The sequence below is a fragment of the Streptomyces sp. NPDC004111 genome, assembly GCF_042874215.1.
Taxonomy (GTDB): domain Bacteria; phylum Actinomycetota; class Actinomycetes; order Streptomycetales; family Streptomycetaceae; genus Streptomyces.
The window spans coordinates 322042-335926 of record NZ_JBIAMU010000011.1 but is presented as its reverse complement, the minus strand read 5'-3'; the positions used below and the strand labels follow the sequence as shown (position 1 = coordinate 335926).

Here is a 13885-nt window from a genome sequence, read left to right as displayed (position 1 = left end):
GCCGATGGTACTGCAGGGGGGACCCTGTGGGAGAGTAGGACGCCGCCGAACAATCATTGCGAAGAGCCCCGTGCCGGGGATACCGGTACGGGGCTTTTCTGCGTTTACGGGCCGATTGACCCCGAGTGGGGCGGCCCTTTTCGTGTCGGCTTTTCCGTGAGGTCACGGAAGCTTTGGTCAGAGACGGCCGGAGGCCTTCAGCGCGAGGTAGGCGTCGGCCAGGGCGGGGGCGAGACTGTCCGGGGTCGCGTCCACGACTGTGACTCCGTGGCGCTGCAGTTTCTCGGCCGTGCGGCGGCGCTGGATCTGGGCCTGAGTGCCTGCCGCGGCCTCGTGCACGGACTGGACCGAGCCTCGTGCGTTCGCCATTTCCGCTACGTGCGGGTCGGCCACCGAGGCGACAAGAACCGTGTGGCGTTGGGTGAGCTGCGGAAGAACCGGGATGAGGCCCTCTTCCACGGGTGCTGTTTCCAGGCTTGTGAGCAGAACGACGAGAGAGCGGCGCGGAGCGTTCTTCAACGCGGTGGACGCCATGCCTCGGGCGTCGGTTTCGATGAGCTCGGGTTCGAGCGGAGCCATCGCGTTGACCATGGCCGGCAGGAGTTCGCCCGCGGAACGGCCCTGGACCTGGGCTCGGGCGCGACGGTCGTACGCCAGGAGATCGACCCGGTCGCCGGCGCGCGAGGCGAGTGCGGCGAGGAGCAGGGCCGCGTCCATGGACGCGTCGAGTCTGGGTACGTCGCCCACGCGGCCCGCGGACGTGCGGCCTGTGTCCAGGACCAGCAGGATGTGGCGGTCGCGCTCGGGCCGCCAGGTGCGTACCGCGACCGAGTTCTGGCGGGCGGTGGCACGCCAGTCGATGGAACGAGTGTCGTCGCCGGGCACGTAGTCGCGGAGACTGTCGAACTCGGTGCCCTCGCCCCGCGTCAACACGCTGGTGCGGCCGTCGAGTTCGCGCAGCCGGGCCAGCTTCGACGGCAGGTGCTTGCGGCTGCTGAAGGGCGGCAGCACGCGGACCCGCCAAGGAACCTCGTGGCCGGCCTGACGCGCGGCCAGGCCCAGGGGCCCGTACGAGCGGACGGTGACGCGGTGCGCGTGGCGGTCGCCGCGGCGGGTCGGCTGCAACAGGGTGGTGAGGCGGCGCCGTTCGCCCGAGGGGACCGTCACCTTGTGGCGCGAGGCGACGAAGTCGCTGCCGGGCAGCCAGCTGCTCGGAGGCCATGCGTCGCGCAGGTCGGCACGCAGAGGGCGCGGAGTGGGGTTGGTGACGGTCAGGGAGACAGAGGCGGTTTCACCGAGTCGAACGGATGTGTCACCGCTTCGAGTGAATTGGAGCTTTCGCACTGGTGCTGCCAGTGCGTAGTCGCACATGATTGCGAGTGTGAGGGGCGCGTTGATCGCGAGGATTCCCGACCAGCTCGGCGCGAGGATGCCGACGGGGAGGGAACCGAGGGCGGCGAGCAGCGCGGCTCGTCCGGTGAGGGCCATGGCCGCCGTCTCAGCGGGGGACGGGGACGTGGGCGAGGACCGCGGTGATGACGGAGTCGGCAGTGACTCCTTCCATCTCGGCCTCTGGCCGGAGCTGGATGCGGTGACGGAGCGTGGGCAGCGCGAGGGCCTTCACATCGTCGGGGATGACGTAGTCCCTGCCGGTGAGCCAGGCCCAGGCGCGGGCGGTGGACAGCAGGGCGGTGGCGCCTCGTGGGGAGACGCCGAGAGTCAGTGAGGGGGATTCGCGGGTGGCACGACAGATATCGACGACATAGCCGGTGATCTCGGGAGACACCGAGGTCTTGGCGACGGCGGACCGGGCGGCTTCCAGGTCTGCGGGGCCGGCGACGGGGCGCACGCCCGCCGCCTTCAGGTCCCGTGGGTTGAAGCCTTCCGCGTGGCGGGTCAGGACGTCGATCTCGTCCTGGCGGCCGGGGAGGGGGACGGTCAGCTTGAGGAGGAAGCGGTCCAGCTGGGCTTCCGGGAGGGGATAGGTGCCCTCGTACTCGACCGGGTTCTGGGTGGCCGCGACCAGGAAGGGGTCGGGAAGGAGGCGCGGGACCCCGTCCACGGTGACCTGGCGTTCCTCCATCGCTTCGAGGAGGGAGGACTGGGTCTTGGGAGGGGTGCGGTTGATCTCGTCGGCGAGAAGGAGGTTGGTGAAGACGGGGCCGGGCTGGAAAGAGAACTCCGAGGTACGGGAGTCGTAGACCAGGGAGCCCGTGACATCGCTCGGCATGAGGTCAGGAGTGAACTGGACGCGCTTGGTGTCGAGTTCGAGTGAGGCGGCCAGAGCGCGGACCAGAAGGGTCTTGGCGACGCCGGGGACTCCTTCGAGGAGGACGTGGCCGCGGCAGAGGAGAGCGACGACGAGGCCGGTGACCGCCGGGTCCTGGCCGACCACGGCCTTGGCGATCTCGGAGCGCAGGGCTTCGAGCGAGGCGCGGGCGCTGTCGGGGGTCTCGGCCGAGGGCTCGGAGGGAGTCTCTGCGGGCTGGGCGCTCATGAGGCGCGGACCTCTCTTTCGAGGGCGTCGAGTTCGTCTGCCAGGCGGATGAGGCCGGCGTCGTCGGACGGAGTGGGACCGAAGAGGAGGGACACGAGGTCCCTGCTGGTGCCGGGGAGACGGGCGGCCACGGCGGGGAGAAGGGCGTCGGAGGAGTCGGACTGGGCGGTGGGGAGGCTGAGCAGGGAGGACAGGCGGGCTCGGGACGCGGAGCGGAGAGTGGCGGCGGCGCGGTCGCGGGCGTTGGACTTCAGGTACAGGCGGGCGCGGCCCTCGGTGGTCTCGGAGGCGCGGATGGCGACCGGGAGGCGTTCGGTCACCAGCGGGCCCAGGCGGCGGGCGCGCCACAGGGCGGCGAGCACCGCGGCGAGGGCGAGTTGGAGGGCTCCCCAGAGCCAGCCCTGCGGGATGTGGGAGAGGAAGCCGCCTGCGGCGTCGGACGAGTCGCCGTCGGAGCCGCTGCCGTCGGCTGCGGACGCGTCGGAGAGGGAGGGGAGGTACCAGACGAGATGAGGCCGGGAGCCGAGGAGTTGGAGGGCGAGCGAGGCGTTGCCCTGCTGGGCGAGGCGCTCGTTGTGAAGGAGGTCGGGGGCGCCGAGGAGGACGGTGTCACCGTTCCCGGGGGCGGTGAGGCGGAGCAGGGAGGGGCGGCCGTCCACGGGGTAACAGGCGTCGTGGGCGGCGTCGGTGGAGTAGCGGATGCCGCCGAGTTCGGCGGTGCCGGCGGTTGTCGCTGCGGGCAGGGCGCAGCGGGGCTCCCGGGTGGCGACAGGGGCGCTGGGGGCCTCGGTCCGTACGCCGGGGGCGAGGGTGGGGACGGAAGGAGGGCCTGGGGCGACCAGGACCGTGCGGCCGCCGGACTCGGCAGTGGCGGCGCGGAGTTGGCGCTGCTGCGCAGGGGTGAGGAGGTTCGGGGAGGCGACGAGGAGGGTGGTGTCCGGGCCGGTGGCGGTGGTGGCCTCGGCGAGAGTGCTGACGACGCGGGTGTCGACACCGCGGTCCTTGAGGAGTTCGGCGGTGGCGCGGCTGCCGTTGCGGTCGTAGGAGCGGGGGTCGAGATGACCGTGCTGGTCGCCGGACCGGAGAGCGCCGATGACCAGGCCCGCGACGAGGAGGATGCCGAGGACCAGCAGGATGCCGCGGGCGCGGTGCCACAGCTGGCGGGGGGAGGGGGAGACCGTGGTCGGGCTGTCGGCCGTGGTGGTCATGAAGCGGCTCCGCCGGGCGAGGGGGCGTTGGCCAGGGACGGCTTCGTGGCGTCGAGGTCGAGATCGAGGGTGCGCAGCGTCAGGTACGCGGCCTCGTCGGCGGTGCGGTCGCCGTACGTGACGTCGTCGAAGGAGCGGGCGGCGGCGCGCAGGCGGTCGGCGTGGCCGGGGAGGGAGCGGCCGGCCTCGGCGGCTGCCTCGTCGGCGGTGCGGCCGGGGCGCGGGTCCAGAAGGGCGCGCTCTTCGAGGGCGCGGACGATGGCGCGCATGCGTTCCTGCACTGCTGGGTTCCAGCGGCGGGCGGCGGCGTGGGCCTCGGCGGTGGTGCGGTGTTCGGCGGCGCTTTGGGGACGGTCGTCGAACAGGGCGGGTGCGGAAACGGGGGAGCGGCGCGGGGTGCCGAGGCGCCACCACAGGCCGAGTACGAGCAGGACGACGACGACCCCGATGACGACCAGGCCGAGTGTGCCGCCGGGGGTGGCACCGGCGGCGGAGTCGAAGAGGCCGCCGAGCCAGTCCCAGAAGCGGTCGAAGGCGCGCTGGAGGAGGTTGGGGTCGTTCTCGTGGTACCTCGGGTCGGACAGCTCGCGTTCGGCGGCCTCGCGGGCCGGGACGCGCGACGTGTCCACGGGTACGTCGCCGTCGCCGCGCGCCCGTAGCCAGGTGGTGGCAGTGTCCCCCGTCACTGTCACTGACGCGTCAGCTCCCTGGAGTGTGTTCGGTGGGCCCGTCTGTGCCGTAGCCGGGGAGACCGGCGGCGCGGGCGAGGTCCAGGTCGAGTGCCTCGCGGCGGATGCGCTGGTCGATGTAGAGGAGGACCGTCACGCCGGCGGAGATCGGGTAGGTGATGGACGCCGCGATCACCGCGCCGATGCCGCCCACGATCAGGAAGCCCCAGCCGAACTCCGGGGTGGAGCCGTTGAGGAGGCTGCTGACGCCGTCGCCGTCCACGAGGAGGGCGATGAAGGAGAAGAGCATGCCGATGACCAGCGACACGACGGTGGTCAGCACCATGGTCAGCAGCGTGATGCCGAAGACCCGCCACCAGGCGCCCTGCACCAGCTTCGCCGAGCGGCGCAGGGCCTGGCCGATGGACTGCCGCTCCAGCATCAGGGCCGGGGAGGCGAGCGAGAACCGGACCAGCAGCCAGGCGATGACGACGAACGCGGCGAGCGCGCCGAGTGCCGCGAGGGCCGCGCCCCCGGCGGAGCCCAGCAGCAGACCGGGCAGCAGGCCGACGACCATGATCGCGGCGGCGCCGAGGGCCAGCAGCAGGGTGAGCCCGAGCAGCCGCGCCAGCTGGGGCTTGGCCTCGCGCCAGGCGTCGCCCAGGGTCACCGGGCGGCCGAGCACCGAGCGGCTGACCACCATGGTGAGCAGCGCGGTGGTGAAGAGGGTGCCGATCAGGGTGATCAGCGTGGTCGGGCCCATGCTGAGCAGGCTGCTCTGCATCGACTCGGCGGTCTGCCGCATGAGCTCGGAGGGGTCCGCGTTCGGGTCGACGGTGACCGGCTCGGGCAGCACGTAGCGCTGGACCACGATGTCGGCGATCTGCATGAGCACGGCGACGGTGACCGTGATGCCCAGCACCGTGCGCCAGTGGGCGCGCATGGTGGAGACGGCGCCGTCCAGGATGTCGCCGACGCCCAGCGGGCGCAGCGGGATCACACCGGGCTTGGCCGCCTGGGGCGCGCCGCCCCAGCCGCCGGGGCCCGGGGCGCCCCAGCCGCCCTGCTGCGGGACCTGGCCGGGCGGCCTGGGCGGGGTCTGGGCGTGACTGCGCGGGGGAGTGCTGCCCGGCGCGGACCACTGGCCCGCGGGTGGCTGTTCCTTCGACCACTTCGAGGCGGGAGCCTGGTCGGAGGGCTCGGCGGACCCGGAGTTCTCCGGGGGACGGCCGTCGGAGGGGGCGGATCCGGGCGAGGCCCAGCCCGGAGAGTCGTTCATCGTCGCTCCTTCACGGTGCCCTGCCGCGGGTACGGCGGCAGGTTGCCAGCCATCGTGTCATGGGGCGCCCGCAAGCGGACCTGCCCCCGTGGCTCCTCGTCGCTCTTGGCACCTTCAATTGTCGGGGCGGTACGGGGCAGACTGGGCGGATGGCTGATCAGGACGCACACAGCACGGTGGGCGCAGAACCGCCCGCGCGGCCCTCGCTGCGATGGGAGGAGCCGCCCGAAGGACCGGTGCTGGTGCTCCTCGACCAGACCCGGCTGCCCACGGAAGAGATCGAGCTGGTCTGTACGGACGTGCCCGCCCTGGTGCAGGCGATCCAGACGCTCGCGGTGCGCGGAGCCCCGCTGCTCGGCATCGCCGGGGCGTACGGGGTGGCGCTCGCCGCCAGACGCGGTTTCGACGTCGAGGGGGCGGCGGCCCAGCTGGCGGGGGCGCGCCCCACCGCGGTCAACCTCGGGTACGGAGTGCGGTGGGCCACCGAGGCGTACCGGGCCGCGCTGGAGAAGGGCGCCGGTCACCAGGGGGCGGCGGGCGCCGCGCTGGACGCCGCCAGGGAGCTGCACCGGGCGGACGCCGCGGCCAGCGCGGCGATGGCCCGGCACGGGCTGGCCCTGCTCGACGAGCTGCTGCCCGGCGGCGGCCACCGCATCCTGACCCACTGCAACACGGGGGCGCTGGTGTCCGGCGGCGAGGGCACCGCGTTCGCCGTGGCCCTGTCGGCACACCGCACGGGGCGGCTGCGGCGGCTGTGGGTGGACGAGACGCGTCCGCTGATGCAGGGGGCGCGGCTCACCGCGTACGAGGCGGCGCGCAACGGGATGGCGTACACGCTGCTCACCGACAACGCGGCGGGTTCCCTGTTCGCGGCGGGCGAAGTGGACGCCGTGCTCATCGGGGCGGACCGGATCGCGGCCGACGGCTCGGTGGCGAACAAGGTGGGCAGCTATCCGCTGGCGGTGCTGGCCAAGTACCACCACGTCCCGTTCGTCGTGGTGGCGCCGCTGACGACGGTGGATCTCGACACCGCGGACGGGGCGTCCATCGAGGTCGAGCAGCGCTCCGGGCTCGAAGTGACGGAATTCACCGGAGGGCTCGCGGTGCGGGGCGCCGACGGGTGCGGCGGGCTGCCGGTCGCACCGCTGGGGACGCAGGCGTACAACCCCGCCTTCGATGTGACGCCGCCCGAACTGGTGACGGCGATCGTCACCGAGGAGGGCGTCGTTTCGCCGGTGACGGGGCCCGCGCTCGCGGAGCTGTGTGCCAGGTCACGACGGGCAACGATGAGCTAATGGGATGATGGCCCAATGAAAGGACGCGTCCTTGTCGTCGACGACGACACCGCACTGGCCGAGATGCTCGGCATTGTGTTGCGTGGAGAAGGTTTTGAGCCGTCGTTCGTAGCGGACGGCGACAAGGCACTTGCGGCATTCAGGGAGGCCAAGCCGGACCTGGTGCTGCTGGACCTCATGCTGCCCGGACGGGACGGCATCGAAGTGTGCCGGCTGATCCGGGCCGAGTCCGGAGTGCCGATCGTCATGCTCACGGCGAAGAGCGACACCGTCGATGTGGTGGTCGGGCTGGAGTCCGGCGCCGACGACTACATCGTCAAGCCGTTCAAGCCCAAGGAGCTCGTCGCCCGGATCCGGGCGAGGCTGAGGAGGTCGGAGGAGCCCGCGCCCGAGCAGCTGGCCATCGGTGACCTGGTCATCGACGTGGCCGGTCACTCGGTGAAGCGGGAGGGGCAGTCGATCGCGCTGACCCCGCTGGAGTTCGACCTGCTGGTCGCGCTCGCCCGCAAGCCCTGGCAGGTGTTCACCCGCGAGGTACTGCTGGAGCAGGTCTGGGGCTACCGCCATGCCGCGGACACCCGGCTGGTCAATGTGCACGTCCAGCGGCTGCGTTCCAAGGTCGAGAAGGACCCGGAGCGTCCGGAGATCGTCGTGACCGTGCGCGGTGTCGGCTACAAGGCCGGACCGAGCTGACATGCGAGGCAGTGCTGCTCCGAGGCCCGGGGAGCCGGGAAGCCGTACGGAGCGCCCTGCCGGAGCGGAGCGCGGTACGTCCCGGCTCGGCCGGCTGCTCCAGGACGGAGCGCCCGGCGGCCCGGTGCTCCGCCTGGTCGTACGGCTGGTGCGGCGTCCGCTGCTGCCCGCCGTGCGGCTGTGGCGGCGCAACATCCAGCTGCGGGTGGTCGCGGCCACCCTGCTGATGTCCCTCGGCGTGGTGCTGCTGCTCGGCTTCGTCGTCATCAGCGCCGTGCGCAACGGGCTGCTGAACTCCAAGATGGAGGCCGCCCAGAACCAGGCCCGCGGCGGTTTCTCGGTGGCCCAGGAGCGGGCCAGTACCCCCGTCCCCTCGGGCGGCCAGGACGGCGACACCGCCGACACGAGGGCCGCCCGCAACGCCGCGAACTGGCGCTCCGACCTGGTGGAGCTGCTCGCCAGCGGTGGCCAGAAGGCCTTCAACGTGGTCGCGCTCAGTTCCTCGTCGGACGAGGAGACCAGCCAGCCCGGACCCCGTGCCTCCGGCGGCGTCGACCCCCTCACCAGCGTTCCCCAGGAGCTGCGGGACGCGGTGGACAAGGGGGCCGAGGCACACCAGACGTACGTACGCATCACGTACAGCAACGACGCCCAGCCGTCCGAGCCCGGCCTGATCGTGGGCAAGCGGCTCAACGACGTGAGCGGGCAGCCGTACCAGCTCTACTACCTCTTCCCGCTCGCGCAGGAGGAGGCCTCGCTCAAGGTCGTCACCAACACGCTGACGACCGCCGGACTGTTCGTGGTGGTGCTGCTCGGCGCGATCGCGTGGCTGGTGGTGCGGCAGGTCGTCACGCCGGTACGGATGGCGGCGGGGGTCGCCGAGCGGCTGTCCGCGGGGCGCCTCCAGGAGCGGATGAAGGTCACCGGCGAGGACGACATCGCGCGCCTCGGCGAGGCCTTCAACAAGATGGCGCAGAACCTCCAGCTCAAGATCCAGCAGCTGGAGGACCTGTCGCGGATGCAGCGCCGGTTCGTCTCCGACGTGTCGCACGAGCTGCGGACACCGCTGACGACCGTGCGGATGGCCGCCGACGTCATCCACGACGCCAAGGGCGACTTCGACCCGGTCACCGAGCGCTCCGCGGAGCTGCTGGTCGGACAGATCGACCGCTTCGAGTCGCTGCTCGCCGACCTGCTGGAGATCAGCAGGTTCGACGCGGGAGCGGCGGCCCTGGAGGCCGAGCCGATAGATCTGCGCGAGGTCGTACGACGGGTGATCGACGCGGCGGAGCCGCTGGCCGAGCGCAAGGGCACCGTGATCCGGGTCGTCGGCGACGAACAGTCCGTGGTCGTCGAGGCGGACGCCCGGCGGGTCGAGCGGGTGCTGCGCAACCTCGTGGTCAACGCCGTGGAGCACGGCGAGGGGCGCGACGTGGTGGTGCGGCTCGGGGCCGCCAAGGGCGCGGTCGCGGTGGCCGTGCGGGACTACGGCGTCGGGCTCAAGCCGGGCGAGGCGACCCGCGTCTTCAGCCGGTTCTGGCGGGCCGATCCGGCCCGCGCCAGGACGACCGGCGGTACCGGCCTCGGCCTGTCGATCGCCGTCGAGGACGCACGGCTGCACGGCGGCTGGCTCCAGGCGTGGGGCGAGCCGGGCGGCGGATCGCAGTTCCGGCTGACCCTGCCGCGTACGGTCGACGAGCCTTTGCGCGGTTCGCCGATACCGCTGGAGCCGGAGGACTCGCGACGGGCACGCGCGCGCGTGGCCGAGGCGGCGGCCGGTGGCACGGGCGGCGGCAGTACGCGGCTGGCCACCGTTCCCGTGCAGCAGGCGGGGGAGCGGGGGACCGGGCCGATACCGCAGCTACGGGCGGCCACGGCCGTGCCCGCGGACCCGACGGCGCTTCCGGGCAACGGGTCCCGAGTGGTGTCCCGCCGGACCGGGGACGAGCCTCCGGGCGGCGACGGTGACGGCAGGGATTTCGACAGCGAGGACGGAACCGGCGGCCGGACGGCCGGCAAGGGCGAGGGCAACGGTGACGGGGCCGCCCGCGGCGGCAGTGGCAGCGGTCGAACGCCGCAGGACAGGGACCGGGAGGACACCCCCCGTGGGCGTTGAGGGTCGTGACAGCGGAAACAGCGGAAACAGCGGGGCGCCGGGGCGTCCGGTCGGCAGGGCGGGCCTGAGCCTGTTCCGACGCGGACGCCGGGCCGCCGCGCTCGCCGCGAGCGGGCTGCTGCTGGCCGTGGCCGGCTGCGGCGCGATGCCCGACCACGGCGACGTACGCGCGGTGAAGGCGTCGCAGCGGGTCGACTCGCAGGTACGGGTCTACAGCGTGCCGCCGCGTCCCTCGGCCCGGCCCGAGGAGATCGTCGACGGGTTCCTGGAGGCGATGACCAGTGACGACCCCGGGTTCGACACCGCGCGCAAGTACCTGACCAGGAACGCCTCGAAGAAGTGGAATCCGGGGTCGGTCGCCACGGTCCTCGCCGTCGCGCCGACCCGCGAGGCCACCTCCTCCAAGAACAACGGCGGCACCCCCGCCTACTCGCTGGAGGGACGGCAGATCGCCTACCTCGACGCGCAGAGCGCCTTCCGCGCCGAGGTGAAGGACTACAACCAGCCGCTGCGCCTGGTCAGGGAGAAGAACCCGGACAACAAGCAGGACCCCGGCGAGTGGCGGATCGACTCGCCGCCCAAGGGGCTGGTGCTGGGAGAGTCGGACTTCCAGCGCATCTTCCGCCCCGTCAACAAGTACTACTTCGGGCCCGAGGCGGCGACCGACCAGCCCGGGGAGCGCTGGCTGGTCGCCGACCCGGTGTACGTGCGCAAGCGGACGGACCCGCAGACCAGGCTCGACCCGGTGGCGCAGGCGGTGAAGGCGCTGATGGACGGGCCCTCCAAGTGGCTGAGCCACGTGGTCGATTCGAGCTTCCCGACCAAGGCCACGCTCAAGGACGGCATCAGGACGCTGACCTTCGGCGACCACAACTCGCTCAAGGTGCCGCTCAACGCCAACGGGGCGAACGTCACCCAGAAGCGCTGCCAGGACATGGCCATCCAGCTCTTCTACACGCTGCGGGACCTGACGGCCGCTTCGCGGATCGACCAGGTGGAGATCCAGAGCGACGACCTCTCCTCGCTGTGCGTGCTCAACGGTGACCAGGCAGGCGGCTATCTGCCCAGGAGCACCGTGCGGCCCCCCGACCACCAGTACTTCCTGAACGGCCAGCAGCGGCTCGTGCAGATGCTCAGCAACACCGAGCGCGACGACGCGCAGCCGGTGCCCGGCGCGCTCGGCGTCAGCCAGCAGCGGCTGAGGTCGGCGGCCGTGTCGCACAGCGAGGACTACGCGGCGGGCGTCTCCGTCGACGGCCACCACCTGTACGTCGCACAGATCGCGACCGGCAGCAGGTACGAGACGCTGTACACCAGCACGTCCAAGGGCAAGGACGCGCTGTCCACGCCGAGCTGGGACGGCCGGGGCGACCTGTGGGTCGCGGACCGCGACCCGAGCAGGCCGAGGCTGTTGCGGATGGTGGACGGCAAGGGCAAACCGCAGGAGGTCGCCGTCGAGGGACTTGGCGACGGCTATGTGGACTCGCTGCGGGTGGCGGCCGACGGTGTGCGGATCGCGCTGATCGTGGTGGACGAGAAGGGGCACCGCACCCTCAGGATCGGCCGGGTGGAGCGCCGCGGCACCAAGGAGAACCCGGAGATCGTGGTCGCCGGACTGCGGGCCGCAGCACCGCAGATGGAGGAAGTGACGGCCATCTCCTGGGCCGGGCACAGCAAGCTGGTCGTGGTCGGCCGGGAGGCCGGCGGGGTGCAGCAGATGCGGTACGTCCAGACGGACGGCTCCACTTCGGCCGAGGGGCTGCTGCCGGGCGCCAACCAGGTGACGGCGGTCGCCGCCTCCGACTCGGAGCAACTGCCGCTGCTGGCGCAGTCGAAGGACGACGGGATCGTGCGGCTTCCTCCGGGATCCAATTGGAAGACGGTCGTCAAGGAGGGCGAGGGATCGCTGCCGTTCTATCCGGGGTGAGTGGTTCCGGCTATCCGGTGTGAGGCATTCCGGGTGCGGCTCCCGGGTGAAGTTTCGGAAGTGGTTGGCTCACGGCCGCGCCGCGGGTGAGGGATCTGGCCGGGTGGATGCAGGGTGTCCGAGCTGGGCCGACCGTGGGTTTTCCACAGGATTCCGGGCGCCGCCGCACGCTTTCCACAGGGGTGGCGCGGTCGTCTTTGCCGCGCGCACAGTGGGGACATGCGCGAACTACGCGGATGGTGGCGGGAATTCGCCGGTCTGGTGCTGCCGGTTGCCTGCGGCGGGTGCGGCAGGGGGCGGGTGCCTTCGGGGGTGTGCGAGGAGTGCGCCGTGGCGCTGTACGGCGGTGCGGCGGGCCGGGTCCGGCCCGATCCGGAGCCGCTGGGGCTGCCCGCCGTGCACGCGGCGGCACGGTACGAGGACGCCCCGCGCGCGGTGCTGCTCGCGCACAAGGAGCGGGGTGCGCTGGGGCTCGCCCGTCCGCTGGGGGTGGCACTGGCCAGGGCGGTGCGCGGCGCGGTGACCACTGGGGCGCGAGGGGCGTATCCGCGGGGCGGGCGGGTAAGTGATCCCGCAGTGGAGGACATGCGGGAGCTCGTGCTGGTGCCTGTGCCGTCCGCGCGCCGTTCGGTCGGCGCCCGGGGGCACGACCCGGCACGGCGGATCGCCCTCGCGGCGGCCGGCGAGCTGCGCCGGGGCGGGACCCGGGCGCGGGTCGCGCCGGTGCTGAGACAGCGGCGTCCGGTCGGCGACCAGGCGGGCCTGGGCGCCCGTGAGCGGCTTGCGAACCTGTCCGGCGCCCTGGGAGTGGTGGCCGGTGGCCGGAAGCTGCTGGCGGGCCGCCGGGTGGTGCTGGTGGACGACCTCATGACCACCGGGGCCTCGCTGAAGGAGGCGGCGCGGGCGATCGGGGAAATCACGGAGGCCGAGGAGGCCGGGGCGGCCGGACGGGCCGGCACCGGAAATACCGGATTCCCCGGCACCGTCGCAGCCGTTGTCGCGGCACCACCGAAATCTTTCGAAATAAACTGGAACTGAACGGGAACTTGCATCGTTGCAGGTAGTGAGAGGGAAAATAGACCTGAACGGAGGTACGCGGCGGTAGCGGGTGCCGACACCCGTCCGAGCGAGCTATGTTCGGAAGTGAGGAAAAGCGGTTGCTGTGCCTCACTTATTGCACTGCCGTGCTTCAGGTTTTCCCTCGCACCCCTGAAAAAGGGGGTGTGGATCTTCCCGACGGGGGAGGAGGAGGTGAAGTCACCAAGTCCGAGACTTCGGGACGAGCCGGAGTCTGGTGCAAGAGGGAGTCGCTCCGCCAATGAGCGGAGCAATCCGGGAACGGAGTTCTGCGTGGACATCGTCGTCAAGGGCCGCAAGACAGAGGTACCCGAGCGGTTCCGCAAGCACGTGGCGGAGAAGCTCAAGCTGGAGAGGATCCAGAAGCTCGACGGCAAGGTGATCAGCCTCGACGTGGAGGTGTCCAAGGAGCCCAACCCGCGGCAGGCCGACCGTTCGGACCGGGTGGAGATCACGGTCCACGGACGGGGCCCCGTCATTCGGGCAGAGGCATCGGCGGGCGACCCGTATGCGGCGCTCGACCTGGCAACCGGAAAGCTGGAGGCGCGGCTGCGCAAGCAGCACGACAAGCGCCACACGCGTCGCGGCAACGGCAGGCTGTCCGCGGCCGAGGTCGGATCGAGGGTCCACGACGCGGCGGTCATCGACGGCGACGGTCAACTCGTCGTGGACCGCGCCGAGTCGGACACGTCGGTCCCCACCAAGAAGATCGGCTCGCTCGAGGTGCAGGGCGACGGTCCGCTGGTGGTCCGCGAGAAGACCCACGTCGCCGCACCCATGTCCCTCGATCAGGCGCTCTACGAGATGGAGTTGGTCGGGCACGACTTCTATCTCTTCGTCGACGCCGAGACGAAGGAGCCCAGTGTCGTCTACCGGCGGCACGCGTACGACTACGGAGTCATCCACCTGAACACCGACCCACTGGCCGAGTCGGAGGCCGGCGGGGCGGGCGGAGCACTCGGCGGGTAGCCGCCGAAGGGCGGCGCCCGGCGCGCCGCACCACCTGAGGGTGGTGCCCCCGGAGGTTTCGCGCCTCCGGGGGCACCACCACATGCGTCCTGAAGCGAACGCTCCGACGTCGGGGCATGGAATCATGTCACCGCAAGTCAAGAGGTGCTCTGCGGA

The 13885-nt window shown here is 71.9% G+C and carries 11 protein-coding genes; 6 read left to right on the top strand and 5 right to left on the bottom strand.

Annotated elements, in window-relative coordinates:
• Positions 1-177: 177 nt before the first annotated feature.
• Genes ACFYVL_RS23075 through ACFYVL_RS23055 form a run of 5 tightly spaced genes read right to left on the bottom strand, consistent with a single transcriptional unit; the run spans position 178 to position 5652 of the window.
• Complete coding sequence (locus ACFYVL_RS23075) at positions 178-1488, bottom strand: DUF58 domain-containing protein (protein WP_389247662.1); 1311 nt, start codon at positions 1486-1488, stop codon at positions 178-180.
• A 10-nt stretch (positions 1489-1498) separates the two neighbouring features.
• On the bottom strand, positions 1499-2497 hold the full coding sequence (locus ACFYVL_RS23070) for an AAA family ATPase (RefSeq protein ID WP_389247660.1): 999 nt from the start codon (positions 2495-2497) through the stop codon (positions 1499-1501).
• A complete protein-coding gene (locus tag ACFYVL_RS23065; RefSeq protein WP_389247658.1) occupies positions 2494-3705 on the bottom strand; it encodes a DUF4350 domain-containing protein in 1212 nt (403 codons plus the stop codon). Before ACFYVL_RS23065 ends, ACFYVL_RS23070 begins: the two co-directional genes overlap by 4 nt.
• The gene (locus ACFYVL_RS23060; RefSeq protein WP_389247656.1) at positions 3702-4397 is read right to left on the bottom strand and encodes a DUF4129 domain-containing protein; all 696 of its coding nucleotides are present in this window, start codon (positions 4395-4397) and stop codon (positions 3702-3704) included. The genes ACFYVL_RS23065 and ACFYVL_RS23060 overlap by 4 nt, the downstream gene beginning before the upstream one ends.
• Positions 4398-4404: 7 nt before the next feature.
• Positions 4405-5652: a glycerophosphoryl diester phosphodiesterase membrane domain-containing protein gene (locus tag ACFYVL_RS23055; RefSeq protein WP_389247654.1), complete on the bottom strand. Its 1248-nt coding sequence runs from the start codon at positions 5650-5652 to the stop codon at positions 4405-4407.
• Positions 5653-5801: 149 nt separating this feature from the next.
• Between ACFYVL_RS23055 and mtnA the strand changes: the two genes are divergently transcribed.
• From mtnA to hpf, 6 genes are all read left to right on the top strand, one after another.
• Complete coding sequence (gene mtnA / locus ACFYVL_RS23050; RefSeq protein WP_389247652.1) at positions 5802-6947, top strand: S-methyl-5-thioribose-1-phosphate isomerase; 1146 nt, start codon at positions 5802-5804, stop codon at positions 6945-6947.
• A 15-nt stretch (positions 6948-6962) separates the two neighbouring features.
• Complete coding sequence (gene mtrA, locus ACFYVL_RS23045) at positions 6963-7640, top strand: two-component system response regulator MtrA (RefSeq protein WP_005486885.1); 678 nt, start codon at positions 6963-6965, stop codon at positions 7638-7640.
• A 1-nt stretch (position 7641) separates the two neighbouring features.
• Positions 7642-9756, top strand: a complete 2115-nt coding sequence (gene mtrB / locus ACFYVL_RS23040; protein WP_389247650.1) for an MtrAB system histidine kinase MtrB — start codon at positions 7642-7644, stop codon at positions 9754-9756.
• A 145-nt stretch (positions 9757-9901) separates the two neighbouring features.
• A complete protein-coding gene (locus ACFYVL_RS23035) occupies positions 9902-11683 on the top strand; it encodes an LpqB family beta-propeller domain-containing protein (protein ID WP_389247704.1) in 1782 nt (593 codons plus the stop codon).
• A gap of 219 nt (positions 11684-11902) precedes the next feature.
• Entirely contained in the window at positions 11903-12721 is an 819-nt protein-coding gene (locus ACFYVL_RS23030; RefSeq protein ID WP_389247648.1) for a ComF family protein, read from the top strand.
• Between the two features lie 312 nt (positions 12722-13033).
• The gene (hpf, locus tag ACFYVL_RS23025; protein WP_389247646.1) at positions 13034-13729 is read left to right on the top strand and encodes a ribosome hibernation-promoting factor, HPF/YfiA family; all 696 of its coding nucleotides are present in this window, start codon (positions 13034-13036) and stop codon (positions 13727-13729) included.
• The last annotated feature ends 156 nt before the right edge of the window (positions 13730-13885 follow it).